Source organism: Janthinobacterium sp. FT14W, from assembly GCF_009208755.1.
In the GTDB taxonomy this organism is placed as follows: domain Bacteria; phylum Pseudomonadota; class Gammaproteobacteria; order Burkholderiales; family Burkholderiaceae_D; genus Janthinobacterium; species Janthinobacterium violaceinigrum.
In genome coordinates, this window is sequence record NZ_WFLL01000023.1 from 70791 (window position 1) to 95605 (window position 24815).

The window sequence follows — 24815 nt, forward strand, 5'->3', positions numbered from 1 at the left end:
GGGGACACGAGTATGCTGTTCCTTCCACCACAACACTTCGCTGACGGACGAATCATGGATGACAGCATCGTTCCCCGCACGGCCGACGGGCGCCTGGCGCAGCTGGCCGGCGCCATCGCCGAACCGGCCCGCGCGCGCATGCTGTGCAGCCTGCTCGACGGCCATGCGCGCACGGCCACGGAACTGGCGGCGCTGGCCGAGGTAGGCGCCTCGACGGCCAGCGCCCATTTGAGCCGCCTGCGCGACGATGGTTTGCTATCGATGGTGGCGCAGGGCAAGCACCGCTACTACCGCCTGGCCAGCCCGGAAGCGGGACGGGCGCTGGAAGCGCTGCTGGTGGTGGCCGGGGTGCAGGCAACGCCGTTCACGCCCACCACGCCGGACCGCTTGCGCCACGCGCGCACCTGCTACGACCACATGGCCGGCACCGTCGCCGTCGCCCTGCACGACCAGCTGCACGCGCAAGGCTGGCTGCGGGACGAGGACGGAGAGTACCGTTTGTCGGAAGCGGGCGCGGCCGGCATGGCGGCCCTGGGCATCGACGTGCCGCAACTGCAGCAGCAACGCCGCCGCTTCGCCTGCGCCTGCCTGGACTGGAGCGAACGGCGCGCCCACCTCGGCGGCGCGCTGGGCGCCGCCATCCTGCAGCTGGCCCTGCGCCAGCGCTGGGCCGAGCGCGAACTCGACAGCCGCGCCCTGCGCCTCACGCCGGACGGCGAGCGGCGCCTGCTGGCAGCCTTCGGCGCCCGCTGAACGGCGCAGGCAGTTTGTATCTTCGAAGCAACTAGCGAGCGAAAAAGTGCCCTTTTATCATTGTTTTCATTCATCATATGCTGCGCCCTTGGGCGATCATTTCTACCTTTCGCCCATGGAAAGAGTCCAACTTGAAAACAGCGTCGTCCAGCACCAGCCCCGCCAGTACCTGCCATAACTGCCACACGGATGCGCCAGGCAACTTCTGCAGCGCCTGCGGCCAGTCCACCACCTTGCACCTGCCCAGCGCGCGCGAATTCCTGCATGAATTCGTCGCGCACTATGTGGCGCTCGAAGGCAAGCTGTGGCGTACCCTGGCCCTGCTGCTGTTTCGTCCCGGCGTACTGAGCAAGGAATACATCGCAGGGCGCCGCGTGCGCTACGTGGAGCCGCTGCGCGTGTACCTGACCTTCAGCATCCTGTTCTTTGCCATCCTCAAGTTCAGCAGCCCCGACATGTTCCTCACCGTCCACGACCAGCAAGCCCAGGTGAGCGATCATGGGGCCCGTCAAATTCCGGAAAACAAGCCATCGCAAATGCAGGTCAGCATCTTGGGGCAGACCCCCGCCCTGCCGCGCCAATGGCAAAACTTTGAGCAGCTACCCACGGCCGAGAAACAAAAACTCGTGGTGGAAAGCTTTTTCCATTACGCGCCGTACGCCATGTTTTGCCTGATGCCGCTGTTCGCCCTGTTCCTGAAAATCCTCTACCTGGGCAGCGGACGGCGCTATGGCGAGCATTTCCTGTTTGCCCTGCACACGAATGCCTTTGCCTTCATCACGATGGCGCTGATGATCTTGATCCCCGTCGACATTATCCGCCTCGTGCTCGGCGCCTGGCTGCTCGCCTACCTGCCCTGGGCCATGTGGCGCGTGTATCCGAGCGGAAAACTCGCCACCGTCTGCCGCTGGGCCCTGCTGATGGCGGCATATTGCCTGACCATGGGCCTGGCTATCGTGGCCTGCATCGCCACGGGCGTGATGCTGCGCCATTAAGGCGGCACGCGCGCCCTGCGCGGCCCTGTTGCCGCCCGCCGCATGCATGGCGAGCGGTCTGCACTGGAGCGGACTGTGGCTGCTGGCGCACGCCGGCTACAGCGCCGCCATCCTCGCGTATCAACTGCACGGATAAGTACGGACAAGTTTGCTAGAATCGCACACGTTTCCGTCCGTATCCCAACCAATGACTACGCACAGATCGCGCATGCATCCACGCTTGTTTGTACCTTTTATCCTCGTTGCGCTGCTGAGCGGCTGCACGGTGCTCGCCCTGCGCCCCAACAGCGGCGTCGAAAACCGCACGTTTGCCGTGCAGGAAACCCCGCGCCTGCGCATCGACGCGCCCAAGGCGCGCATCCAGAATCCCATGCCCAGCGACCACTTCATCGGCATCGCGCTGTCCGGCGGGGGCAGCCGCGCGGCCAATTTCTCGGCCGCCTCGCTGGAACAGCTGGAACAGTTCGGCCTCGTCAGCGGCGCCTCGGCCATCTCCGGCGTCTCGGGCGGCGCCATCGCGGGCGGCTACTATGCGCTGCATGGCAAGCAGACGGACTGGCCCTTGCTGCGCAGCAAACTGAAAACGGATTTCTTCGGCCAGACCATCTTGAAACCGGCCAACCTGACGACGATGTTGTTGACGAACAAGACCCGCACGTCCTTCCTGTCCGACGTGTTTGACGATGTTCTTTACGACAAGAAAACCTACCAGGACTTGCCCCACGACGGCCCCATCTTCCTGGCCAATGCAACGGACGCCACCGATGGCGGCAAGCGCGTGGTGTTTTCCTACGAATATTTTTACGGCACCCTGCATTCGCCGATCCAGGATATCCGCCTGGCCACGGCCGTGGCCACCTCGGCCGCCTTTCCCGGCGTGTTCGATTCCGTCACCTTCGAGCGTTTCCGCCCGAAAAACAGTTTCGTGCCGGAGCTGGGCTCCGAATCGCGCGAATCGCCGTCCTATGTGCACCTGTTCGACGGCGGCGCGGCCGACAACCTCGGCGTGGAAACCCTGTGGGACGTGGCCTTGACGCAGCTGTACGGCAACGACATGGCCGTCGTGCCGCCGCGCCTGAACAGCAAGCCCTTCATCCTCATTTCCATCGATGCCAACGCGCCCAATTCCAGCGCCGTATTCGAAAAAATGTCGGACGAGCGCCAGCCGCTGGACCGCATCTTCAACAAGAATATCTACGATGCCGTCGACGCCCTGTTTTCACGCCAGCGCAAGGAAAACCTCGTCAAGATGGGCTTTGGGCAAGCCCGCTTCGATACCATCACGCATGAAAACTTCGGTGACCTGAGCCAGAAATTCGTCAAGGGCAAGCGCACCTCGGCCTTTGCCATCCCCGTGCTGTGCCGCCCGCACCTGGGCCAGTTCCGCTGCGAAGTCGATGCGGCCGATCCCTTGCCGGGCCAGATCCGCACGCGGCTGGAAGGCTTTGCCTGGCATATTTCCATCGACCAGATCGCCTCGCTGGCGCTGCGCCTGGCCAGCGGCGATGCGCAAGTCGACAGTGCGCGCAAGGAAGAACGCGCCGCCCTCGTCAAGCTGCAGCGCCTGGCCACGCAAACGAAGACCCATCTGAAGCTGACGGGTCCGGAAAACTGCAGTCCGGACGTCCTGCAATCGGCCCTGTACAGCGCCGCCCGCGTGCTGATCCTCGACGACGAGGAATCGCGCTTCGCCCTGTGCGACTACATGCTGGCGGGCCAGCTGATCAACGACGACACCATCTGCAAGCAGCGCTACGTGCATGCCGTGCCCCGCTTCGCCATCGAAAGCGAAGATTTGCAGTACCGCAACCTGAGTTCGGACGGCAATTCCGTGAACGTGCCGATACGCTGCAAGAAGTGAGCGCGCACAAAAAAGCCCGCATGATCGCTCGTGCGGGCTTTAGCGCAAGGATACCTGGCGCCCGGTTGATCTAGATCAACCGACTACGCCTGCGCATGTAGCTGCGGCTTAACGCGCCTTCCAGTTCCTGCTCCGTTTTATGCTGGTTCACCGTGTACAGGGCCCACAGGGCCGCCGGCACCCAGCCGATCACAGTGCACTGCATGATCAGGGCGGCGGCGCCGGCCAGCGGGCGCTTCAGCATGAAAAACGTGAGACACGGAAGTAGCAAGGCTATCAGCAATCGCATCACGACATACTCTCCTTCAATATAGAGCAGCGGACAAGGGCCGGTATCCGGTCCGTCCCCCACCCGCTGCGTACTGCTCCTTACAACTACAATTTATAGATGCACGGCAATCTGCGGCATCAGGTCATCAAAGGTGCGACCATTGCCGTTTTCTCCGATGGCGTGCATCTTCCATTCGCCGTTATGGCGGTACAGCTTGGCCATGATCTGTGCCGTGTGGGAACCTTGCACAGACAGGTTGAAACGCGCCACTTCCTGGTTATTGCTGGCATTCAAGATGCGGCAATAGGCGTTTTCCACCTGCGAGAAGTTCTGGCCAGTAAAGCTGTTGACGGTGAAGACGAGGCTTTTCACGTGCGCCGGCACTTTCGACAGATCGACATTGATCTGTTCGTCGTCGCCATCGCCCGCGCCCGTGCGGTTGTCGCCCGTGTGGACGATGCTGCCGTCCTTGCTTTTCAGCTGGCGGAACCAGACGATATCGGACGTGCTCTTGTTGTCGTCGAACATGACGCACGAGGCGTCCAGGTCGACGGCTTCCGTCTTCGAACCGAAACCGAGGAAACCCTTGGTCTTGGCCGCATCCCAGCCCAGGCCCATGGTGATACGGGTCAGGGTGGTACCAGCTTCTTTGTCCAGAGAAATCTTCTGGCCCTTGCTCAAATTGACAGACATACGCATAGCTCCTGTTGGGTTGCTTACTGCTTGATTACGCCGGCTTGCTTTGGGTCCAGGCAAGGAAGGCCGCGCGGTTGCGCGAGCACACGAGGATTTTTCCCGTGCCTGAAAACTTCAGCACCATGCCCTCGCCGCTGGTCTGGCTATTGATCAGGTTACCCAGAAAGCCGCCGCTGCTGCCGGTCGTCATGGAAATCTCGTATTGCAGGCGGTTGTCCCAGCACACGACGTGCGAGTTGTCGATCACCACGTCCTTGCCAGGCGTCACTTCCAATTCCGACATCGCGCCGAAACCGGATACCGCCAGCTGGCCGCTGCCTGCCGTCTCGGTGATGAAAAAACCACCGCTCTGGGCAAACAGCGCATTGCCTAGGCTTTGCGTGCGCACCTTCAATTCCACGCCAGACGTGGCCGCCACGAAGGCGCCGTCGCTGATCATGTATTGCTGGGTGCCAACCTCAAGCACCCGCATCGCGCCGGGCAAGGTGGGCGACAGCAGGCAATCGCCGTCGCCGCGCATGGCCTCGATATGCTGCTGAAAGAACGATTCGCCGTTGGCAAAGGTGCGCATCAGCGCGGCGCCTATGCCGCCCGTCATCTTGCCTTTCAGCTCAAGATTGGTTTCCATCATCACCATCGCATCGGATTCGCAATAAATCTTCTCGCCCCTGGCAAGCGACACATGCAGGAACGGATCGACGTCCCCGGTAATATTAAAAACTGGCATCTGACTGTTCCTTCCTCAACGATGATGGCGATGGCGGCGGCCCGCAGCGCGGCCCGCCCTTGCTATTGGCGGCTTAGACGCCGACGCCGAACGATGCTGCCAGGGGGCCCAGGCCGCCCTTGTAGCCCTGGCCGATGGCCTTGAATTTCCAATCGCCGCCATTGCGGTAAATTTCGCCGAAGACCATGGCCGTTTCCGCCGAACCGTCTTCCGACAGGTCGAAGCGGGCGATTTCCGTGTTGCCGTTGGCATTGACGCAACGCACATAGGCCTTCGATACCATACCAAAGTTTTGCTTGCGCGCTTCGGCATCGTGGATCGTCACGCAGACGGCGATCTTGTCGATGTCGGCTGGCACCGTGGCCAGGTCGACGACGACGGTTTCATCGTCGCCATCGCCGGCGCCCGTGGTGTTGTCGCCCGAGTGGGTGACGGAACCGTCGCTCGATTTCAGGTTGTTGTAGAAAATCATGTCGACGTCGGCGCGCACCTTGCCGTCGGCCTTCAGCAGGAACACGGAACCGTCGATGTCGAACGCGGCGCCATCGGTGGCGCGGGCATCCCAGCCCAGGCCGATGATCATTTTCGAGATGCCGGGAGCTTCCTTGCTCAGGTTGACGTTGCCGCCTTTTTGCAGACTGATTGCCATGATATATTTCTCCTATATGAAATAAAAGTCCAGCGTGTATGAAACCAAATAACTACTTGTGTACACCTGGCGCTGTCTCCGGCCCGACTCCCCGGACCGGGGACAGCGCTTGCTGCATCACGCTGGCAAACGGGTGTCGTCGTTTGCCGCGTATCTCTTACGCCTTGGCTGCAGTTTCCAGTTCAGGCTGCTTCTCTTCATCGCCTTCCAGCAAGGCCATGCGTCGCTTGTAGCGGATCGACGACCACAGCGAGGCGAGAATGAAGGCCACGCCGATCAGCCCCGTGAAGATCTCGGGAATGTGGAACTTCATGCTGACCAACATGATCACGGCCAGGATACCGATCGCATAATGCGCGCCGTGCTCCAGATAAACGAACTCGTCCAATGTGCCCTTGCGCACCAGGAACACCGTCATCGAGCGCACGAACATCGCGCCGATGGCCAGGCCCAGCATGATGATCACGACATCCTTGGTGATGGCGAATGCGCCGATCACGCCGTCAAAGCTGAACGAGGCGTCGAGCACTTCCAGGTACAGGAAGCCGCCAATACCGCCGCGCTTGACGATGTCGCCCACGTTGCCGTCGCCGTTATCGCCTTCCAGCAAGCCACTGACCACATCGACGCCCACGTAGGTCAAAATACCCCACAGGCCGGCCGTCAAGACCACCAGTTTCTGGCCTTCGTCTATCATCGACAGGCTGGCCATCAAGGTGCCCAGGGCTACCATCACGGAAATCGAGGAAATCTTGCCCAGCGCGCCCAGTTTTTCTTCAATACGGCCCAGCCAGTGCGTTTCCTTTTCCGCGTCCAGCAGGAAGTTCAGGAATACCAGCAGCAGGAAAATGCCGCCGAAGGCTGCCACTTCCGCGTGGTGGTTCGTCAGGTGCATCGAATACTGTTCAGGATTGCTCAACGCCAGATTCCACACTTCCATCAAGCCCAGGTCAGCCGCTTGCGCCACGATGACCAGCGGGAACACCAGACGCATGCCGAAGACGGCGATGATGATGCCCACGCCCAGGAACAGGCCCTGCCAGAACTTGTCCCAGTTCTTCAGCACCGAAGCGTTGACCACCGCATTGTCGAACGACAGCGAGACTTCCATCACGCCCAGGATCACGGCGATACCGAGCGCCGCCAGCATCGTCTGCACGCCACCGTGCGTGTAACCCCACCAGGCGGAAATACCCAGGCAGATAAATGTCACTAGAAATGACACTCTGAAATGTTTCATCGATAGTTCCCCTTTATCCAAATTCAATGGAACGTAGTATAGGGACGTGTGACACATTTAAAAATAGAAGATAATGGAAGCATTACTTCGTAAAAACAGAAGATAGAGGATGCAGCGATGAAAACCACGGGTTTCAATTACCGCCATTTGTATTTCTTTTGGGTGGTGGCCAAGGAAGGCGGCGTGACGCGCGCGGCTGAACGGCTGGGCCTGGCCGTGCAAACCATCAGCACCCAGCTGGCCCTGCTGGAAAAGGAACTGGGCAAGTCCCTGCTGCAGCCGCAGGGGCGGCGCCTGGTGCCGACGGAAGCGGGCCGGCTGGCGCTCGGCTACGCGGACCAGATTTTCCTGCTGGGCGAGCAGATGCAGGATGCGCTGGCCGACGCGGACGCGGAAAAGATGCGCCTGACGGTGGGCATTTCCGATTCCTTGCCGAAACTGATGGCCTACCGCATGCTCGACGCCACGCGCAGCCTGGACCAGCCCGTCAAACTCGTGTGCCTGGAGGATGAATTCGAATCCCTGCTGGCCGACCTGGCCTTGCACAAGCTGGACCTGGTCTTGACGGACCGCGCCGTGCCGGCCGGCGCCAGCCTGCGCGTGTCCAGCCACCTGTGGGGCGAAAGCGCCATGAAACTGTTCGGCATCCCCGCGCTGGCGAGACAATACCGCGGCAATTTCCCGCACAGCCTGCACGGCGCCCCGTTTCTGCTGCCCGCGCGCAACAACGCCTTGCGCGGGCGCATCGACGAATGGATGGTGCAGCAGGGCGTGCGCCCCGACGTGGTCGGTGAATTCGAAGACAACGCCATGCTCAATGCGTTCGGCCGCAAGGGCCTGGGCCTGTTCTTCGCTTCTGCCAGCCTGGCGGCCGATATCGAGGAGCAATTCGGCGCCGTGCTGGTGGGCGACGCCTCGTCCCTGCGCGAACAGTTTTACGTCATCTCGAACGAACGCAAGATCATGCACCCGGCCTTGGAGGTGATCCTGGCCGCCATCCAAGAGCACCCGAAGATTCACAAGGAAACCTGATAAATCCATTCGGAAATAACGTTTGAATAATCAATCAAAAGCGATTGTAATGAAGCCTGAGACAAACATGCGCCCCTCCCTCGCCGGAAAGGCGCGACCACCATAAAAACAGGAGCGGCACCATGTCCACGGCAGGCAAGACGATCGATATTCCCGATCTCATCAATCACAACAAGATCGCTTCCTTCCAGATCGGCATGCTGATCCTGTGCGGGCTGTGCGTCATCATGGATGGCTTCGACGTGCAGGCCATGGGCTATGTGGCGCCCGCCATCATTGCCGACTGGCATGTCAGCAAGGCCAACCTGGGCCCCGTCTTTGGCGCGGGCCTGCTAGGCATGCTGGTGGGTTCCCTGGTGTTCAGCATCACGGCCGACAAGTTCGGCCGCCGCCCCGTGCTGATCGGCTCGACCATCTTCTTTGCGCTGTGCATGCTGGTCACGCCGCTGGCCACCACCATCGAGCAATTGCAGCTGATCCGTTTCATCACGGGCCTGGGCCTGGGCGCCGTGATGCCGAACGCCATGGCCTTGGCCGGCGAATACAGCCCCCTGCGCAAGAAAGTCACCCTGATGATGCTGGTCTCGTGCGGCTTTACCCTGGGTGCCGTGCTCGGTGGTTTATTGTCGGCCGCGCTGATTCCCGCATTCGGCTGGCAATCCGTGTTTTACGTGGGCGGCGTGGTGCCGCTGGTGATCGGCGTGCTGATGTTCTTCCTGCTGCCGGAATCGATGCAATTCCTGGTACTCAAGAAACGCAAGCTGGACAAGGTGGCGCAATGGCTCAAGCGCATCGATCCGACAGTCACCATCACGGCCGACACGCAATACATCGTGCATGAGAAAGAACACAAGGGCGCACCCGTGCTGCAATTGTTTACAGGCGGCCGCGCCAAGATGACGATCTTGCTGTGGGTCATCAACTTCATGAACTTGCTGAACTTGTATTTCCTCTCGAACTGGCTGCCCACGATTGCCAAGGAAGCGGGCTTGTCCACGGCCAACGCCGTGCTGGCCGGCACGGCCCTGCAAGTGGGCGGTACCATCGGCACCCTCGTCATGGGCCAGCTGATCGACCGCTCCAGCTTCCGCCGCATCCTGCTGCCGTGCTTCCTGGTGGCCGCCTTCGCCATCGCCCTGATCGGCCGTCCCGACGTGTCGCTGGCCTTCCTGTTCATCACGATTTTCATCGCGGGTTTTTGCGTGGTGGGCGGCCAGCCGGCCGTCAACGCCCTGGCAGCCAGCTACTACCCGACCACCCTGCGCTCGACGGGCATCGGCTGGAGCCTGGGCGTGGGCCGCATCGGCTCCATCATCGGCCCCGTGCTCGGTGGCGAGCTGATCCGCTTGAACTGGCCCAACAGCACGATTTTCCTCGTCGTCGCCATTCCGGCCATCGTCTCGGCCGTCATGGTCTTTGCCATGCGCGGCGGGCCGCAAACGGCCGCCAAAGGCTGAACAAGCGTGAAAAACCTGCCGCGCGCGCGCCTGCACGGGCGGCACGCGCGGCTAAATTAGGCTATGGCGCCCTTCGTCGTTTAAGATGTCGTTTTTACAGCCCATCTTCAGCGCCCCATGCACAATGTCTTGCTAGTCCTGCTCGCCCTCTTCCTGGTCGCGCTGAACGGTTTTTTTGTTGCCGCCGAATTTGGCATCGTCACCTTGCGGCGCACCCGCATCCGCGCCATCGCCAAGACACAGGGATTGCGGGGCCGCATCCTGGCCAAGGTGCACGGCCAGCTGGACGCCTACCTGTCCGCCTGCCAGCTGGGCATCACCCTGGCGTCGCTGGGCCTGGGCTGGGTCGGCGAACCGGCGTTTGCCGGCTTGCTGGAACCGCTGTTCGGCGCCATCGGCGTCACCTCGCAAGAGCTGATCCACGGCGTATCGTTTGTCGTCGCCTTCAGCGTGATTTCCTTCCTGCACATCGTCGTGGGCGAACTGGCGCCCAAGTCGATGGCCATCCGCAACCCGGAAGCCGTCGGCCTGTGGAGCGCGATTCCCCTGTACGGCTTCTACTGGACCATGTACCCGGCCATCTACCTGCTCAACGCCAGCGCCAACTGGGTGCTGCGCCTGGCGGGCCTGTCCGGCAAGGGCGGCCACGATGCCCATTACTCGTCCGAAGAGTTGAAACTGATCCTGCGCACCAGCCAGCCCGGCGAAAAGTTTACGCGCGACGAGCGCAACATCCTGGCCCAGTCGCTCGATTTCGAACAGATGACGGTGTCGGACCTGATGCGCCCGATCAATGAAGTGATCGCCCTGCACGCCTCAAACACCCTGGAAGAAAACCTCGACACGGTGCTGCGCAACCGCTTCAGCCGCTACCCGTATTTCGACACGAACGAAGACGACGTGCTGGGCGTGGTGCACTTGAAAGACCTGTTCTTTGCCCAGCAGGCGGGCAAGCCGATCACCTCGCTCACGCCGTTTTTACGTCCCGTGGACATCATTTCCGCCCGCACGCCTGCGCTGGAACTGTTTCGGCGCTTCCGCGACGGCGCGCCCCACTTCGCCCTGATCGGCGAAAAGGGCAAGCGCCCGCTGGGGTTCATCACCCTGGATAACTTGCTCGGCGCCATGGTCGGTGAAATCCGCGATGAATTCCGCCGCAATGAAAACGACTGGCTCAAGCAAAGCGACGGCACCCTGATCGGCAAGGCCAGCCTGCCCATCTTCTCGCTCGAACGCATCCTCGGCATCGATATCGAAAACGAGGAACTGGGGCTGGACGACGTGGAATCGGTGGGTGGCTTGATCATGGTCAAGCTGGGGGATATCCCGAAGCAGGGCCAGCGCATCACCTTTGTCGACTTCGACATCGTCGTCAAGAAGATGAACGGGCCCCGCATCGTACTTATTAAAGTGATCCCGAAGCAGGAGCGGGATCTCGACGCGGATTTGCGAGACTAATTACTTCTTGCGCGTCAGCGTATCTTTGCCCTGCGGCACGGTGGTCTCGCCCACCGTCCACGTTTGCAGCAAGCTGTACAGCACAGCCAGCAGGGTCGGGCCGATAAAGATGCCGACGAAGCCGAAGGCCAGCACGCCGCCCAGCACGCCCAGCAGCACCAGCAGGAAGGGCAGGCTGCTGCCGCGGCTGATCAGCATGGGCTTGACCACATTGTCCACGCCGCTGATCAGCAGCGCGCCCCACACCAGCATGAAAATGCCCCAGCCCGTCTGCCCGTCGCTGAACAGCCAGATGGCGGCGCCGCCCCAGATCAGCGGCGGCCCCACGGGGATCAGCGAAAAGATGAAGGTGGCCACGCCCAGCAGCGCCACGGCCGGCACGCCGGCGATCAAGAAGCCCACCACGGCCACCAGGGCCTGCGCCAGCGCCGTGCCCAGCAAGCCGTACATGACGCCGCGCACGGTGCGGCTGATGGTCAGGCCCACGCCCGGCGCGCTGTCGCCGATGATGCGGCCGGCGCCCGTCATCAAGGCACGGCTCAGCTGCTGGCCGTCGCGGTAGAGGAAGAAGCTGACGAACACGGCCAGGCTGGTCTGCGCCAGGCCCGTGCCCAGCAGAATGCCGCCGGAAGCGAGGAAATGGCGCGCCGGCTCCAGCATGGTCTTACCCAAATTCAATAATTCCTCGCGGTCTTCCAGCAGGCGCCGCACATAGCCGTCGATGGTCTCGCCCACCACGGGAATGCTGGCCAGCCAGGCGGGAGGATGCAGGCCGCCCGATTCCAGCGCGGCGCGGATCTGCTCGTACACGCGCGACACATTGTCGGCCAGGTTGTAGGTGACGAGGGCCAGCGGCAGCACGATGACCAGCACCAGCGACACGGTCATGATGGCGGCCGCCCAGTTGCGCCGGCCTTTCAGCCGCTCGAGCAGCAGCAGGTACAGGGGCCAGCTGGAAATGCCCACGCAGGCGGCGAACAGCATGGCTGCCAGGAAGGGCCGCAAGACGAAAAAGCAGCCGATCAGCAAGAAGATGATGGCTGCCAGGCGGGCGTGAGGCTCGAAACGTTTATCCATGTACTGCCAATCCTGAAGATGGCGCCTGACGGCGCGACCGGGTCAGGATAGCAGAAGTTTAAGATCGTGCGCGATGGCGGCAGGCTTTTCGCCGTGGCGCACGAACAGGCGGATCTTGCCTTCACGGTCGAACACATAGGTGCCGGCCGTATGGTCGACCGTGTAGCTGCTGTCCGTTTCGCCCTCGACCTTGGCGTAATACACCTTGAATTCCTTGGCCACCCTGGCCGTCGCCTCGAGGCTGCCATACAGGCCCACGAAACGCTTGTCGAAGGCGGGCACATACTGCGCCAGCAATTGCTGCGTGTCGCGCTCAGGGTCGACGGTGACGAACAGCACTTGCACCTGGTCCGCCTGCGGCCCCATTTCCTGCATCACCTGCGCCATGTCGGCCATGGTCGTGGGACACACGTCCGGGCACTGCGTGTAGCCGAAGAACATCAGCACCAGCTTGCCCTTGTAGTCGGCCAGGGTGCGCGGCTGGCCCGTATGGTCCGTCAACGCGAACTCGCGCGCGTAGCCCAGGCCCGTCACGTCCGTGTTCTTGAATTCCAGCTTGGTCGCGGCAGGTTTGCCGCAGCCGGCCAGCACGGCGAGCAGCGCGGCCGCCAACAGTAAAGTCAGGTATTTTTTCATGATCCGAGTGGAATGTAGTGGTCGACCAGCAAGGCCGCGAACAGCAATGCCAGGTAGATGATGGAATACGTAAAGGCTTTGCGCGCGATCAAGTCCGTGTAGTGGCGGTACATCTTCCACGCGTAATACAGGAAACCGGCATTGAGCACCACGGCCGAGACCAGGTAGATCAGGCCGCTCATGCGCACGGCGTACGGCAGCAAGGTGGTGGCGGCCAGCGCGATCGAGTACAGCCAGACGTGGAATTGCGTGAATTTCAAGCCGTGCGTGACGGGCAGCATGGGCAGGCCCGAGCGCGCGTAATCGTCGCGGCGGTACATGGCCAGGGCCCAGAAATGGGGCGGCGTCCAGACGAAAATGATCAGGACCAGCAGCCAGGCCTGCATCGGCACGTCGTTGGCCACGGCGGCCCAGCCCAGCGCGGGCGGCATGGCGCCGGACAGGCCGCCGATGACGATGTTTTGCGGCGTGGCCGGTTTCAGCACCATGGTGTAGATCAACGCATAGCCGACAAAGGTGACAAAGGTCAGCCACATGGTCAGCGGATTGACGAGGTGGTACAGGATCGCCATGCCCAGGCCGCCGATCACCAGCGCGAACACGACCGTCTGTTTCACCGTGATGTCGCCCATGGCCATGGGGCGGCGCGCCGTGCGGGCCATGCGCGCATCGATTTCGCGCTCGGCCAGGCAGTTGACGGCAAACGCGGCGCCCGCCAGCAGCCAGATGCCGACGGTGCCGAACACCACCGCATGCCAGTCCGGCAACTCCTCGCTGGCCAGGAACATGCCGATGACGGCGCAAAACACGGCCAGCTGCGTCACGCGGGGCTTGGTCAGCGCCCAATACTGGGCGATGCGGGGGGAGGGTTTACGGCTGATGGTCTGAGTAGTCATTTATGCGGTACGGGAAGGACTGGCTGGTGCCGGGGGCACTGGCGCGGCGGCGCAAGCGCGCTGGACATTGCGCGCAACATCGAGTTGGAATTTAGCCTTGTAGTTTAACATGGTCAGCAACAACACGAGCAGCGCCGCCCCGCCGTTATGCATGACGGCAATCGACAATGGCCAGCTCAGGTAGATCGTCGCCAGGCCCGTGGCCGCCTGCAGGGCCAGCACCAGCGCTATCCACCGTGCCGTGCCGCGCAGGGACGGCAGTGTCCACGCGCGCCACACGGTGTAGCCGATGCCGGCCAGCACGATGAAGGCGAAATTGCGGTGCACCCAGTGGATGGCCGTCAGCGCGGAAAACGGCAAATAGTGGCCGGCGGCCGTCTTGCCCAGCTCGCGCCACAAATGGAAACCATGCTCGAAATCCATCTCCGGTATGACCTTGCCGCCGCACAGGGGGAAATCCGTGCACGCAAGGGTGGCGTAGTTGGTGCTCACCCAGCCGCCCAACGCGATCTGCACGGTGAGCAGCACCAGCGAGAAAACGGCCAGCGCGCGCACGGGGCGCAGCACGGCCGCGTCCGCATCTGCGTGCAGCAAGGGTTTGACGGCATAGTCCTGGCGTCCGCCCAGCCACGTCAGCATAGCCAGCAAGCCCATGCCCAGCAGCAAGTGGATGGTGACGATCACCGGTTGCAGCTTCAATGTCACCGTCCAGGCGCCGAACGCGCCCTGCAGGCAGACGAACAGGAACAGCGCCGTCGGCAGGGCGGGGGCGAACTCCTCGCGGCGATTCTTGCGCCACTGGCGCCATGCCTGCACCATCATCGCCACGATCAGCACGCCAATGGCCATGGCCAGGTAGCGGTGCGTCATCTCGATCCACGCCTTGACCACCGTCACGGGGCCCGTCGGCATCAAGGTTTCCGCCGCCACGATGTGCTCGTGCGCAAGGAATGGGTTGGCCGAACCATAGCAGCCTGGCCAGTCGGGACAGCCCAGGCCGGAATCGGACAGGCGCGTAAAGCCGCCGAACATGATCAGGTCGACCGTCAGGAAGACGGCGATCCATACGAGCTTGCGGTATTTATTGGCGTCCGCGGACACCCACACCATGCTCAAAGGCAGCAGCGCCACCAGCAGACCCGTCAAGCCCAGCTGGGCCAGCGCGGAAAGATGCATCGTCGGCATGCGTTCCCCTTAACCGATCGCCGAAGCTTTGAGCAGCTTGGCGATGTCTTTCTTGATCTTGTTCGGGTCCGCGTCCTTCGGGAAGCGCATCATCAGATTGCCCAGCGGGTCGATCAGATACAGGTGGTCGCTGGTCTGGCCGCCCGGCTCCACGGGCAGCCAGGCTTTCAGGGCGTCGCCATTTACGCGCAGCATGCTGGTGCCGTCGAATTCGCGCATCACCAGGGTGTCGAGCGGCTGGGCATCCGTCACCAGCCAGACCCGTTCCAGGCGTTCGCGCTCCTTGCCCTGCATCAAACGCAGTTGTTGCATGTCAAACAATTGCTTCTTGCACGCGGCCTGGCAGTCGGCTGGCCCCGTTTGCAGCAGCACCCACTTGCCCTTGAACTGGGCCAGCGGCGCGGCCTTGCCGTCCAGTTCCGTCACCTGCAGCTGCGCTTCCGGTATCGGGTGCAAGCGGGGGTCGATCAGGGCGCCGTAATTGTTGCGGCCCGTGGGCTTGATGATGTAGTACGTGAAATACGAGGCGATGATGGGAAACGCGCACACGGCCACCACGGCCAATAGTTTCCACCGTCCCGTGTTCTGTGCCTGCTTGCCGGGGTTGTCTTGCATTGCTTCAGGGTTGTTTGTTTGCACGTCGAAATCCTGTAAAGACAAAAAATAAAAAAGCCATCAGTGCCAGTGCATACCACTGGAATGCATAGCCGCGGTGCTTGTCGGCGCCCAGGTCCGGCGCCGGCCAGTCGCGCACGGGAAGCTGGCTGGACGCCGGCGCCGTTGCTCCATCAGCTGTTTGTTCGAGGATAAAAGGCTGCAAGGCCAGGCCGCTGGCTTGCGCCAGCTGGGCGATATCGGCATTCTGCACGATGGCGTGCGGCGCCAGGGCCGGCGCCGTGCCCAGTTCCATCACATGGCCCGCGTTCAGGCGCGCGATGCCGGCAATGGTGACGGTGCCCGTAGGCGTGGCGTAATCGGGGATGCGCGTGCGTTCGGCATTGTTGCGCGGCAGCCAGCCCTGCGCCACCAGCACGTGCATAGGGGAACCGTCGATCCGAAATGGCGTGAGCACGTGGAAACCCGCTTGCCCCTTGTAGGGGCGGTTGTCCAGGTAGACCGTCCAGGCGGGCACGAAATGGCCCGTGACGGTGACCCTGCGGTATTCGATCGCTTGCGCGTCGGCCGCCAGCATGGGCGCGGCCGTCAAGGACAGCGGTGCGGCCTGGTTGCCCGCCTCGAGCCGGGCGGCGCGCGCGACTTTTTCATCGCCGCGGCGCTGCTGCCATTGCGCCAAGGATACGCCCAAGGCCACCAGTAGCAGCATTACAACAAATGGAATCCATCTAAAATGGAAGCGGATACGCATTACAATGAAACCTCCTCAAGCCTGGCGCTACCATCCATGAAAATCCTCGTTGCCATTGCCTTCATCCTGATCCTGGGCAGCCTGGGCTCGGCCCTGTTCTTCCTGATGCGCGACAAGGGCAAGAGCAACCGCACCGTGCAGGCGCTGGCCCTGCGCGTGGGCTTGTCGATCACCCTGTTCCTGCTGATCCTGCTGGCGCATCATCTCGGCTACATCCAGCCGACGGGAATACACTAAACCCAAACGCAAGGACCGGGGTCAGCATTCTCTTGCCTCTATGGCAAAAATCCATTCCTCAGAAAAAAAGCCGTACCCAGGATGTCCCGGTACGGCTTTTTTTATGGTGCGGACGCACGCGTCAACGGCGCGCGCCCTGCCCCGCCATTATAACCAATACACGACCACGTACAGGCCCAGCCAGACGACGTCGACAAAGTGCCAGTACCAGGCGGCGCCTTCGAAGCCGAAGTGGTGCTCGGGCGTGAAGTGGCCTTTCAGCACGCGGTACAGGATGACGGACAGCATGATGGCGCCCAGGGTCACGTGGAAGCCGTGGAAGCCCGTCAGCATGAAGAAGGTGGCGCCGTAGATGCCGGACGTCAATTTCAAATTCAGTTCGCTGTAGGCGTGGATGTATTCGTAGACCTGGAAGCCCATGAAGATGGCGCCCAGCACGATGGTGGCGAACAGGAACAGGGCCGTCATGGCGCGGTGGCCGGCGCGCAGCGCGTGGTGCGAGATGGTCAGGGTGACGCCCGACGTCAGCAGCAGGGCCGTATTGATCGTCGGAATCCAGAACGGCGTCATGGTGGTAAATTCCTGCACCGTGCCGGCCGGGCCCGTATTGCCCCAGTGGGCGGCAAAATCGGGCCAGATCACCTTGTGGTCGAGGTCGGCCAGCCATGGCATGGAAATGCTGCGCGCATAGAACAGGGCGCCGAAGAAGGCGGCGAAGAACATGACTTCCGAAAAGATGAACCAGCTCATGCTCCAGCGGAAGGAGTGGTCGATGCGTTCGCTGTACAGGCCCTGCTCCGATTCGCTGATGGCGTCGCCGAACCAGAAATACAGCACCAGCAGGATGCCAGCGATGCCCAGGTAGTTGACGTACGGGCCCCAGGAGACGTCGTTGACCCAGGCCGAGGCGCCGATCATCGTCAGCAGCAGGCTGGCGCCGCCCAGCATGGGCCAGCGCGACGGGCCGGGCACGAAGTAATAGGGTACGGCGGCGTGGTTGGAACTCATCATCATCTCCTCAAGAACTTATAGGGTGGTTTTTTATAATTTATAAAACGACGAATTTAACTATCGAAATCAGGATGCCGATCAGGCAAGCCACCGCCAGGAAGCCGGCGATGACGATGTGCACGGGATTGAGCTTGGCCGAATCCGTGTCGAAATCGCTCTTGCGGCGCAGGCCCGTAAACGACCAGACGACGGCCCGCAGCGAATACAGGAACGACGCTTTTTCAGGCTGCTTGGGTTCGCCCATGGCACTCTCCTATTGGACGGCCGGCGTCTGAGCCTGGCTCAGACCGGCAATCTCGAAAAACGTGTACGACAGGGTGATGGTTTTCACCTCTTTCGGCAGGGCCGGATCGAGGAAGAACACCACCGGCATCTGCCGCGCTTCCTTCGGTTTCAAGGTCTGCTGCTTGAAGCAGAAGCACTCGACCTTCTTGAAATGCGGCGTGGCGCTCTGCGGCGCGTAACTGGGGATGGCTTGCGCATTGACGACGCGGTTCTGCGTGTTGACCACTTCATACATGACGGTCACCAGCTCGCCCGGATGCACCTGCATGCTCGACACGGTGGGGCGGAAGCGCCATGGCCCCTGCGCATTGCCGTCGAACTCGACGGTGATGCTGCGCGTCGTGTCGACCTGCGTATTGTTGTCGTAGGCCACCGTGCCATCTTTTTGCGTCAGCACGTTGATGCCCATCACTTCGCAAATCTGCTTGTAGACGGGAATCAGGGCATAGCCAAAGCCAAACATCAGGATGGCAATGACGATCAGCTTGCCCAGCATCTTGCGGTTCAGGCCGCGTGTTTCCTGTTGCACGGGCGTCGTCACGACAGCCACAGCCGCTTGGCGAACACGGACAGGAAGAAGAAGGCGGCCAGGGCCCCCAGTATCAGCCCCGTCCGCAGATTGTTCGGTTTCTTGCGCTCAGTTTTCACTTCGGTCATGGCAGGCACTCTATTCAAAGGGGCCGGCAGCGGCGCCGGCCCGTGACACTGGCATTACTTGCGGATTACTACTTGACGATGACTGCTTGACGATGACTACTTGACGGTCGGCGGCGTTTCAAACGTGTGGAAAGGCGCCGGGCTCGGCACGGTCCATTCCAGGCCTTCCGCGCCTTCCCATGGCTTCGCCGGGGCAGCCTTGCCGCCGCGGATGGTCGGCAAGACCACGAAGAACAGGAAATACACCTGCATCAGGCCGAAGCCGAAGCCGCCGATCGAAGCGATCATGTTGAAATCCGTGAACTGCGCCGGATAGTCGGCGTAGCGGCGCGGCATGCCGGCCAGGCCCAGGAAGTGCATCGGGAAGAAGGTCACGTTGAACGTGATCAGGGACAGCCAGAAGTGGATCTTGCCGCGCGTCTCGTTGTACATATGGCCCGTCCATTTCGGCGACCAGTAGTAGAAGCCGGCGAACAGGGCAAACAGCGAACCGGCCACCAGCACGTAGTGGAAGTGCGCCACCACATAATAGGTATCCTGCAGCTGGATGTCGATCGGCGTCACGGCCAGGATCAGGCCCGTGAAGCCGCCCATGGTGAAGACGAAGATGAAGCCCACCGAGAACAGCATCGGCGTTTCGAACGTCATCGAGCCCTTCCACATGGTGGCGATCCAGTTGAACACTTTCACGCCCGTGGGCACGGCGATCAGCATGGTCGCGTACATGAAGAACAGCTGGCTCGTCACCGGCATGCCGGTGGTAAACATGTGGTGCGCCCAGACGATGAACGACAGGATGGCGATCGAGGCCGTGGCGTACACCATCGAGGCGTAGCCGAACAGCGGCTTGCGGGCAAACGCGGGCAGGATCTGCGAGACGATGCCGAAGGCCGGCAAGATCATGATGTAGACCTCGGGATGGCCGAAGAACCAGAAGATGTGCTGGTACATGACGGGGTCGCCGCCACCTGCCGCATTGAAGAAGGACGTGCCGAAATGACGGTCCGTCAGGGTCATGGTAATGGCGCCGGCCAGCACGGGCATGACGGCGATCAACAGATACGCGGTAATCAGCCAGGTCCAGCAGAACATCGGCATTTTCATCAGGGTCATGCCGGGCGCGCGCATGTTGAGGATGGTGACGATGATGTTGATCGAGCCCATGATGGAGGAGGCGCCCATCAGGTGCATGGCGAAAATCGCCATGTCCATGCCGGGGCCCATCTGCGTCGACAGCGGCGCGTACAGGGTCCAGCCGGCAGCCGTGGCGCCGCCCGGCACGAGGAAGGACGTGGCCAGCAGCAGCGCGGCCGGCGGCAGCAGCCAGAACGAGAAGTTGTTCATGCGGGCAAACGCCATGTCGGAAGCGCCCACCTGCAGCGGTATCATCCAGTTGGCATAGCCCACGAAGGCCGGCATGATGGCGCCAAACACCATCACCAGGCCGTGCATGGTGGTCAGCTGGTTGAAGAATTCAGGGTGAAAAAATTGCAAGCCTGGATGAAACAGTTCCGTACGGATCATCAGGGCCAGCACGCCGCCCGACAGCAGCATGATGAACGAAAACCACAGGTACAAGGTACCGATATCTTTATGGTTGGTGGCAAACAGCCAGCGGCGCAGGCCCGTCGGGTGGTCGTGGGCGTGGTCGTGATCGTGACCGGCGTGGTCCAAGGTGCTAGTGCTAGTGCTCATGTACGGCTCCTAATTACTTGCGTGCAGCCACGACTTCGGCTGGTTGAACGATGTTCTCTTCGGCCTTGTTCGACCAGGAATTGCGCGTGTAAGTGATCACTGCGGCAATTTCCGTGTCGGACAGCTGTTTCCAGGCAGGCATTTCCGCTGGGAACTTGCCGCTCTTTTGCCCGTTCAGCAAGACATGAATCTGTTCCGCTTTCGGACCGTTCACCACGGCCGAGCCGTCCAGCGGCGCAAACGCACCGGGCACGCCCTTGCCTGTCGCCTGGTGGCAGACCACGCAGTTGGTCGCATACACTTTCTCGCCCTTGACCTTCAATTCGTCGATGGTCCACACCTTGCTTGGATCATCAGCCAATGCGGCCATTTCCTTTTGTTTTACATCAACCCAGGCCTTGTAATCATCCGCCGAGACGACCTTGACGACGATGGGCATGAACGCGTGTTCCTTGCCGCACAGTTCGGCGCAATTGCCGCGGAAGGTGCCGATATGGTCGGACTTGAACCAGGTGTCGCGCACGAAACCGGGGATCGCATCCTGCTTCACGCCAAAGGCGGGCACGGACCAGGCGTGGATGACGTCGTTGGCCGTCAGTACCATGCGGATCTTCTTGTTGACGGGCACCACGACTTCGTTGTCGACTTCGATCAGGTAGTTTTCGCCCCGTTTTTCCGTCGGCGGCATGCCCGGCGCACCCACTTGCGAGCGCGGCGTGGCCAGGTTGGAAAGGAAGGAAATGCCTTCGCCCTCGCCTTTCAGGTAGTCATAGCCCCATTTCCACTGCATGCCGGTGGCCTTGATGGTGATGTCGGCGTTCGAGGTATCCTTCATGCCCACCACGGTGCGCGTGGCAGGCAGGGCCATGCCGATGACGATCAGGAAAGGCACGACGGTCCAGGCGATCTCGACGGTGGTGCTTTCGTGGAAGGTGGCCGGTTTGTGGCCCAGGGACTTGCGGTGCTTGAAGATGGAATAGAACATGACGCCGAACACAGCCACGAAGATCACCAGGCAGATGATCATCATCAAGGTGTGCAAATCGTAGATTTCATGGGCGATCTGTGTCGCCGGCGGTTGCAGATTCATTTCGAACGGCACGGGACCGCCGGTGCCGGGATAGGTACCGGCAGCCGGTGCCGCCGTGGCCCATCGCCCGATGCCAAACGCTGTCAAAGACAGCCCGAGCAGCAACGATTGAAGTCGCTTTGCATGTGTCATGTTTTCCCCAACCACCCAAAAATAATGATATTTTAAACGGCTGCGGACTTCTCCGTACTGGACCGCTGCCGCTCCTCCATGAAAGCAACACGGCCGGAATGCGGCCATGTGCGTCAAGCACCAGCGAATTCCATGCTGGCTGCCGCAGCAAAAAACGGCGGCGCGCAACCATGCTGGAACCCTGTTTTTCTTCCCCACATTGAAATGGCCTTGTGTGGAAGATGGTTACTATACTAATGCAGTAACTTCCAATAAGTCTTGCTTTGTTTTTTTTATTTTGTATGCAGCCCTTGTTTTTTCTACTTAACAAGCTGACAAACAATCAACGATTATAATCAAGTAAACTTGAATCCATCAAGCAATAATCGGCTTTGTGCGCGAGCCCGTCCCGGCCGCCGCGCGCTTTGCAACGCTTGCTGCTGCAGAGACGCGCGGATGCCGACCGAGTGTCGGTTTCTTTCCGCTGTGATACGGCTTTTATTTGGGTTTTCGCGGCAAGTCGAAACGGATGATGGCTTCGCCATTGCGCGTCACGCGCGGCGCCGGACGGAAGGCATGGCCATAGATCACTTCGAAACTCAGGCCCAGCTTGCCGTCCGGACGGCGCCTTTTTTCCAGCGCGTCCAGCATGCGCTGCCAGGCCGCCTTGCCCATCAGGCCGCGCCGGCGCGTGGTCAGCGGATTGCCGCCGAACGCGCGCACGTCCGCCAGCAGCTTTTCCGCCGTGTCGTAGGTGACGGTGATGATCTCCATGTCCAGCACGGGCGTGGAAAAGCCCGTCTCCACCAGCATGTCGCCAAAGTCGTGCATATCGACAAAGGGCAAGGCGTGCGGATACAGATCCGCTTCGGCAAAGGCGTCGCGCACTTCGCGGAAGGTGTCGGGGCCGAAACAGGAAAACATCAGCAAGCCATCGAGGCGCAGCGCGCGCCGCCATTCGGCAAACACGCGGTCGGGCTGGGCATGCCAGTGCAGCGCCAGGTTCGACCACACGAGGTCGACGCTGTTGGCCGCCAGCGGCAGGTCGCCCAGGTCGCCGCACAATAAATCCACGCCCGTCTTGGCCGGCAGCAGCTTGCTGAGGAACTGGTTCAGGCCCGCCAGTTTCGACGCGGGCGTGCGCGCCGCCTGCATCATCGCTTGCGCTGCATCGAGACCGATAATCTGCGCGGCGGGATAATCCTTTTGCAACTGCGCCAGGTCCGCGCCCGGGCCGCAGCCGGCGTCGAGCACGCGCAAGGGCGTGATCTTCACCAGTTCCAGGCGTTCGTGCATGCGCTGCGATACTTCGCGGCGCAGGAAGTCCGACGGCGCGACGCGCGCCGGACGGGAAAAGAAATCGCGTACTTGCACCGCATCGATGGGCGCACTCATTTTGGGCGGACTGGTGGGAACTGGCATGTTGAATCGGCTGAGGTGAGATAATGTCGGCAGTGTACATGGAACGACGCCATCGCGATGCGGACCGCCGCCCAGCCCCGCCTTGATGCCGCCTGGCAGGCGCTGTACCGGTGGCTGGGCGCCACCTTGCTGCCGGCCCAGTGCGCGCTGTGCGGCGCCGGCTGCCCGGAACTGCTGTGCCCGCCCTGCCGCGCGCAGTACCTGGAGCCAGGACAGGCACGGCCCCGCTGCCGCCAGTGCGCCAATCCGCTTGCAGGCATCGACGTGGCGCAGCTGTGCGGGCGCTGTTTGCGCCAGCGGCCCGCGTATGACGCCACCGTCACGGCGTTCGATTATGCGCCGCCCGCCGACCAGCTGCTGCTGCAGCTGAAATTCGGCGCGCGCCTGGCGCTGGCGCCCCTGTTTGCACAACTGTTGCATGTTGCCATTCAGCAACAAGCGGCCTGGAACCTGCCGCAACTGCTGTGCCCAGTACCGCTGGGTCCGGCCCGCCTGGCTCAGCGGGGCTTTAACCAGGCGCTGGAAATTGCCCGTCCGCTGGCGCGCCTGCTGGACGTGCCCTTGCAACCCCGTTTGGCGCTGCGGCTGCGCGAAACCCGGGCGCAAAGCGGCGTGGCGCCGCAGGAACGGCAAGCCAACCTGGCGCGCGCCTTCGCCATCGCGCCGGAATACGGAGTGTTATTGCAAGGATGCCATGTGGGCATCGTCGACGACGTGATGAGCAGCGGCCACACCGTCAACGCGCTGGCCGCCGCCTGCAAGAGCGCGGGAGCGGCCAGGGTCAGCATCCTGGCCGTGGCGCGCACGCCGCCGCATTAGAGATTCGCTACATATATGAGGAGAGCATTTTGTTTCACGTTGTTTTGGTAGAACCTGAAATCCCGCCCAACACGGGCAACGTCATCCGCCTGTGCGCCAACACGGGCGCGCAGCTGCATCTGGTCGAACCGCTGGGCTTTCCGCTCGACGATGCCAAGATGAAGCGCGCCGGCCTCGATTACCACGATTACGCCAGCATGAAGGTGCACAAGAACTGGGAAGCGTTCCTGGCCGACACCCGGCCCGACCCGGCCCGCATGTTCGCCATGACCACGCGCGGCTCGCGCCCGTTCGGCGACGTGGCCTTCCTGCCGGGCGACGTATTCGTGTTCGGCTCCGAAACAAAAGGCCTGGATCCGGCCCTGCGCGACGGCTTTCCGGCCGAGCAGCGCATCCGCCTGCCCATGCGCCCCGACAACCGCAGCTTGAATCTGTCGAATACGGTGGCCGTTGTCGTCTACGAGGCTTGGCGCCAGCACGGCTACGCCGGCGGTGCGTAGCTGACACCTCACCCAGCCTGCTGCGCGGCGCGCTTTGCGGCCGGCGATGCTCGCGCGACTAAAGTAGCGCTGCGCTTCTCGGCCACAAATCATCGCCGCTCGCTACGACTGGATGAGATGTTGATACTCCTGCAATCTCCCTTTACCGCTGCGCCAATTGCTGCGCTGCATCGCTATTGTCGTCCAGCATCACCAGCTGCGTGCGCAGGTCGCGCGTGGCGGCCAGCTTGCCGTTCACATACAGATTCGTCTTGACGCCGTACACACCCTGCGACACGCCGGCCGGCAAGGTCAGCTCGAATGAGTTTTCAAAGCGCCCGCCCGACTTGTTGTTGCTGGCCAGGGCCTTGGAGCCGGACTTGAACGGCTGGCCCTGCGGGTCGAGCACCACCAGCTCTTCGCGCACGTCGTTGACGTTCTGCGCGCTGCCGTTGACCAGCTCCACCACCGAATTCACCTTGAACGGCTGGCCGCGCTTGACGGTCGACGCGCTCAGCTGCGGCGTGTACGACACCACTTGCGGCTCGCGCGGCAGCGCGCCGCGCGTGCGGATGTAGTCGCGGTCCGCCTGCGCCGCCGTCTTGGTCTGGCGCGAATTGACGTTGATGGCCAGGCAGCCGGCCGCCGCCAGGCCGCCGCCGATGGCCGCGCCCTTCAGCGCGCCATTCTTGCCGCCCGCCAGCGCGCCC

Annotated in this window: 28 protein-coding genes; 9 read left to right on the forward strand and 19 right to left on the reverse strand. The window is 62.0% G+C overall.

The genetic code is table 11. From position 1 onward, the window contains the following. Positions 1 to 54 precede the first annotated feature (54 nt). The 3 genes from GCN74_RS16565 (at position 55) to GCN74_RS16575 (ending at position 3609) form a co-directional block, all read left to right on the forward strand. Positions 55 to 753, forward strand: a complete 699-nt coding sequence (locus GCN74_RS16565; RefSeq protein ID WP_152257696.1) for an ArsR/SmtB family transcription factor — start codon at positions 55 to 57, stop codon at positions 751 to 753. Positions 754 to 884: 131 nt separating this feature from the next. Further along, the gene (locus tag GCN74_RS16570; RefSeq protein WP_226939082.1) at positions 885 to 1748 is read left to right on the forward strand and encodes a DUF3667 domain-containing protein; all 864 of its coding nucleotides are present in this window, start codon (positions 885 to 887) and stop codon (positions 1746 to 1748) included. 220 nt (positions 1749 to 1968) lie between these two features. Beyond that, entirely contained in the window at positions 1969 to 3609 is a 1641-nt protein-coding gene (locus GCN74_RS16575; protein ID WP_193317118.1) for a patatin-like phospholipase family protein, read from the forward strand. A gap of 70 nt (positions 3610 to 3679) precedes the next feature. Here the strand turns inward: GCN74_RS16575 and GCN74_RS16580 are convergent, their stop codons facing one another. The 5 genes from GCN74_RS16580 to GCN74_RS16600 form a co-directional block, all read right to left on the reverse strand. Then, a complete protein-coding gene (locus GCN74_RS16580; protein ID WP_152257720.1) occupies positions 3680 to 3898 on the reverse strand; it encodes a YqaE/Pmp3 family membrane protein in 219 nt (72 codons plus the stop codon). Positions 3899 to 3991: 93 nt separating this feature from the next. After that, positions 3992 to 4573, reverse strand: coding sequence for a TerD family protein (locus tag GCN74_RS16585; protein WP_152257699.1), 582 nt, complete (start codon positions 4571 to 4573; stop codon positions 3992 to 3994). A gap of 34 nt (positions 4574 to 4607) precedes the next feature. Beyond that, a complete protein-coding gene (locus GCN74_RS16590; RefSeq protein ID WP_152257700.1) occupies positions 4608 to 5303 on the reverse strand; it encodes a TIGR00266 family protein in 696 nt (231 codons plus the stop codon). Positions 5304 to 5376: 73 nt separating this feature from the next. After that, on the reverse strand, positions 5377 to 5952 hold the full coding sequence (locus GCN74_RS16595) for a TerD family protein (protein WP_131376285.1): 576 nt from the start codon (positions 5950 to 5952) through the stop codon (positions 5377 to 5379). Between the two features lie 157 nt (positions 5953 to 6109). Continuing rightward, the gene (locus tag GCN74_RS16600; protein WP_152257701.1) at positions 6110 to 7192 is read right to left on the reverse strand and encodes a DUF475 domain-containing protein; all 1083 of its coding nucleotides are present in this window, start codon (positions 7190 to 7192) and stop codon (positions 6110 to 6112) included. A gap of 117 nt (positions 7193 to 7309) precedes the next feature. Between GCN74_RS16600 and nhaR the strand changes: the two genes are divergently transcribed. The 3 genes from nhaR (at position 7310) to GCN74_RS16615 (ending at position 11139) form a co-directional block, all read left to right on the forward strand. Next, positions 7310 to 8224 carry a transcriptional activator NhaR gene (nhaR, locus tag GCN74_RS16605; RefSeq protein ID WP_152257702.1) on the forward strand — a complete coding sequence of 305 codons (915 nt, stop codon included), beginning with the start codon at positions 7310 to 7312 and terminating at the stop codon, positions 8222 to 8224. A 122-nt stretch (positions 8225 to 8346) separates the two neighbouring features. After that, entirely contained in the window at positions 8347 to 9681 is a 1335-nt protein-coding gene (locus tag GCN74_RS16610; RefSeq protein WP_152257703.1) for an MFS transporter, read from the forward strand. Positions 9682 to 9798: 117 nt separating this feature from the next. After that, entirely contained in the window at positions 9799 to 11139 is a 1341-nt protein-coding gene (locus GCN74_RS16615; protein ID WP_034749482.1) for a hemolysin family protein, read from the forward strand. Here GCN74_RS16615 and GCN74_RS16620 read toward each other — a convergent pair whose 3' ends face one another. The 6 genes from GCN74_RS16620 to GCN74_RS16645 are packed head-to-tail and all read right to left on the reverse strand — an operon-like array spanning position 11140 to position 16299. Continuing rightward, positions 11140 to 12216, reverse strand: a complete 1077-nt coding sequence (locus tag GCN74_RS16620; protein WP_152257704.1) for an AI-2E family transporter — start codon at positions 12214 to 12216, stop codon at positions 11140 to 11142. It abuts the gene before it with no gap. 42 nt (positions 12217 to 12258) lie between these two features. Further along, entirely contained in the window at positions 12259 to 12852 is a 594-nt protein-coding gene (locus tag GCN74_RS16625) for an SCO family protein (RefSeq protein ID WP_152257705.1), read from the reverse strand. Beyond that, the gene (gene cyoE, locus GCN74_RS16630) at positions 12849 to 13748 is read right to left on the reverse strand and encodes a heme o synthase (RefSeq protein ID WP_152257706.1); all 900 of its coding nucleotides are present in this window, start codon (positions 13746 to 13748) and stop codon (positions 12849 to 12851) included. The genes GCN74_RS16625 and cyoE overlap by 4 nt, the downstream gene beginning before the upstream one ends. Next, positions 13749 to 14924 (reverse strand): COX15/CtaA family protein, encoded by a 1176-nt coding sequence (locus GCN74_RS16635; protein WP_152257721.1) that lies wholly within the window; start codon positions 14922 to 14924, stop codon positions 13749 to 13751. Between the two features lie 18 nt (positions 14925 to 14942). After that, positions 14943 to 15548, reverse strand: a complete 606-nt coding sequence (locus tag GCN74_RS16640; protein WP_152257722.1) for an SCO family protein — start codon at positions 15546 to 15548, stop codon at positions 14943 to 14945. 4 nt (positions 15549 to 15552) lie between these two features. Continuing rightward, positions 15553 to 16299 (reverse strand): SURF1 family protein, encoded by a 747-nt coding sequence (locus GCN74_RS16645; RefSeq protein WP_152257707.1) that lies wholly within the window; start codon positions 16297 to 16299, stop codon positions 15553 to 15555. 36 nt (positions 16300 to 16335) lie between these two features. Here GCN74_RS16645 and GCN74_RS16650 point away from each other — a divergent pair, with 36 nt between their 5' ends. Continuing rightward, on the forward strand, positions 16336 to 16536 hold the full coding sequence (locus tag GCN74_RS16650; RefSeq protein WP_046683386.1) for a twin transmembrane helix small protein: 201 nt from the start codon (positions 16336 to 16338) through the stop codon (positions 16534 to 16536). A 147-nt stretch (positions 16537 to 16683) separates the two neighbouring features. On the opposite strand, the gene GCN74_RS16655 is transcribed toward GCN74_RS16650, so the two are convergent. From GCN74_RS16655 to GCN74_RS16680, 7 genes are all read right to left on the reverse strand, one after another. Then, complete coding sequence (locus GCN74_RS16655) at positions 16684 to 17544, reverse strand: cytochrome c oxidase subunit 3 (protein WP_099665459.1); 861 nt, start codon at positions 17542 to 17544, stop codon at positions 16684 to 16686. 40 nt (positions 17545 to 17584) lie between these two features. Next, complete coding sequence (locus GCN74_RS16660; protein WP_152257708.1) at positions 17585 to 17791, reverse strand: DUF2970 domain-containing protein; 207 nt, start codon at positions 17789 to 17791, stop codon at positions 17585 to 17587. A 9-nt stretch (positions 17792 to 17800) separates the two neighbouring features. Beyond that, on the reverse strand, positions 17801 to 18361 hold the full coding sequence (locus GCN74_RS16665) for a cytochrome c oxidase assembly protein (RefSeq protein WP_264372892.1): 561 nt from the start codon (positions 18359 to 18361) through the stop codon (positions 17801 to 17803). 8 nt (positions 18362 to 18369) lie between these two features. After that, on the reverse strand, positions 18370 to 18489 hold the full coding sequence (locus tag GCN74_RS29325; protein WP_218965284.1) for a cytochrome oxidase small assembly protein: 120 nt from the start codon (positions 18487 to 18489) through the stop codon (positions 18370 to 18372). A gap of 96 nt (positions 18490 to 18585) precedes the next feature. Beyond that, positions 18586 to 20184 carry a cytochrome c oxidase subunit I gene (gene ctaD, locus GCN74_RS16670; protein WP_152257709.1) on the reverse strand — a complete coding sequence of 533 codons (1599 nt, stop codon included), beginning with the start codon at positions 20182 to 20184 and terminating at the stop codon, positions 18586 to 18588. Positions 20185 to 20197: 13 nt separating this feature from the next. After that, positions 20198 to 21406 carry a cytochrome c oxidase subunit II gene (gene coxB / locus GCN74_RS16675; protein ID WP_152257710.1) on the reverse strand — a complete coding sequence of 403 codons (1209 nt, stop codon included), beginning with the start codon at positions 21404 to 21406 and terminating at the stop codon, positions 20198 to 20200. A 477-nt stretch (positions 21407 to 21883) separates the two neighbouring features. Further along, positions 21884 to 22807: a methyltransferase domain-containing protein gene (locus GCN74_RS16680; RefSeq protein WP_226939083.1), complete on the reverse strand. Its 924-nt coding sequence runs from the start codon at positions 22805 to 22807 to the stop codon at positions 21884 to 21886. A gap of 57 nt (positions 22808 to 22864) precedes the next feature. Here GCN74_RS16680 and GCN74_RS16685 point away from each other — a divergent pair, with 57 nt between their 5' ends. Both GCN74_RS16685 and trmL read left to right on the forward strand, forming a co-directional pair. Continuing rightward, positions 22865 to 23626, forward strand: a complete 762-nt coding sequence (locus GCN74_RS16685; RefSeq protein WP_152257711.1) for a ComF family protein — start codon at positions 22865 to 22867, stop codon at positions 23624 to 23626. 29 nt (positions 23627 to 23655) lie between these two features. Beyond that, positions 23656 to 24126: a tRNA (uridine(34)/cytosine(34)/5-carboxymethylaminomethyluridine(34)-2'-O)-methyltransferase TrmL gene (gene trmL / locus GCN74_RS16690; RefSeq protein WP_152257712.1), complete on the forward strand. Its 471-nt coding sequence runs from the start codon at positions 23656 to 23658 to the stop codon at positions 24124 to 24126. A gap of 142 nt (positions 24127 to 24268) precedes the next feature. Here the strand turns inward: trmL and GCN74_RS28760 are convergent. Then, positions 24269 to 24815 (reverse strand): hypothetical protein (locus GCN74_RS28760; protein WP_193317119.1); only part of this gene is annotated, 547 nt, incomplete at its 5' end.

Bases quoted from the DNA above. Each gene is read 5' to 3' on its own strand.
- GCN74_RS16580 (WP_152257720.1), bottom strand. From the start codon at position 3,898: ATGCGATTGCTGATAGCCTTGCTACTTCCGTGTCTCACGTTTTTCATG.
- GCN74_RS16645 (WP_152257707.1), bottom strand. From the start codon at position 16,299: ATGCGTATCCGCTTCCATTTTAGATGGATTCCATTTGTTGTAATGCTG.
- GCN74_RS16640 (WP_152257722.1), bottom strand. From the start codon at position 15,548: ATGCAAGACAACCCCGGCAAGCAGGCACAGAACACGGGACGGTGGAAA.
- coxB (WP_152257710.1), bottom strand. From the start codon at position 21,406: ATGACACATGCAAAGCGACTTCAATCGTTGCTGCTCGGGCTGTCTTTG.
- cyoE (WP_152257706.1), bottom strand. From the start codon at position 13,748: ATGACTACTCAGACCATCAGCCGTAAACCCTCCCCCCGCATCGCCCAG.
- ctaD (WP_152257709.1), bottom strand. From the start codon at position 20,184: ATGAGCACTAGCACTAGCACCTTGGACCACGCCGGTCACGATCACGAC.
- GCN74_RS29325 (WP_218965284.1), bottom strand. From the start codon at position 18,489: ATGACCGAAGTGAAAACTGAGCGCAAGAAACCGAACAATCTGCGGACG.
- GCN74_RS16625 (WP_152257705.1), bottom strand. From the start codon at position 12,852: ATGAAAAAATACCTGACTTTACTGTTGGCGGCCGCGCTGCTCGCCGTG.
- GCN74_RS16585 (WP_152257699.1), bottom strand. From the start codon at position 4,573: ATGTCTGTCAATTTGAGCAAGGGCCAGAAGATTTCTCTGGACAAAGAA.
- GCN74_RS16590 (WP_152257700.1), bottom strand. From the start codon at position 5,303: ATGCCAGTTTTTAATATTACCGGGGACGTCGATCCGTTCCTGCATGTG.
- GCN74_RS16600 (WP_152257701.1), bottom strand. From the start codon at position 7,192: ATGAAACATTTCAGAGTGTCATTTCTAGTGACATTTATCTGCCTGGGT.
- GCN74_RS16620 (WP_152257704.1), bottom strand. From the start codon at position 12,216: ATGGATAAACGTTTCGAGCCTCACGCCCGCCTGGCAGCCATCATCTTC.
- GCN74_RS16565 (WP_152257696.1), top strand. From the start codon at position 55: ATGGATGACAGCATCGTTCCCCGCACGGCCGACGGGCGCCTGGCGCAG.
- GCN74_RS16610 (WP_152257703.1), top strand. From the start codon at position 8,347: ATGTCCACGGCAGGCAAGACGATCGATATTCCCGATCTCATCAATCAC.
- GCN74_RS16595 (WP_131376285.1), bottom strand. From the start codon at position 5,952: ATGGCAATCAGTCTGCAAAAAGGCGGCAACGTCAACCTGAGCAAGGAA.
- GCN74_RS16615 (WP_034749482.1), top strand. From the start codon at position 9,799: ATGCACAATGTCTTGCTAGTCCTGCTCGCCCTCTTCCTGGTCGCGCTG.
- GCN74_RS16680 (WP_226939083.1), bottom strand. From the start codon at position 22,807: ATGCCAGTTCCCACCAGTCCGCCCAAAATGAGTGCGCCCATCGATGCG.
- GCN74_RS16650 (WP_046683386.1), top strand. From the start codon at position 16,336: ATGAAAATCCTCGTTGCCATTGCCTTCATCCTGATCCTGGGCAGCCTG.
- GCN74_RS16660 (WP_152257708.1), bottom strand. From the start codon at position 17,791: ATGGGCGAACCCAAGCAGCCTGAAAAAGCGTCGTTCCTGTATTCGCTG.
- GCN74_RS16655 (WP_099665459.1), bottom strand. From the start codon at position 17,544: ATGAGTTCCAACCACGCCGCCGTACCCTATTACTTCGTGCCCGGCCCG.
- GCN74_RS16685 (WP_152257711.1), top strand. From the start codon at position 22,865: ATGCGGACCGCCGCCCAGCCCCGCCTTGATGCCGCCTGGCAGGCGCTG.
- nhaR (WP_152257702.1), top strand. From the start codon at position 7,310: ATGAAAACCACGGGTTTCAATTACCGCCATTTGTATTTCTTTTGGGTG.
- GCN74_RS16635 (WP_152257721.1), bottom strand. From the start codon at position 14,924: ATGCATCTTTCCGCGCTGGCCCAGCTGGGCTTGACGGGTCTGCTGGTG.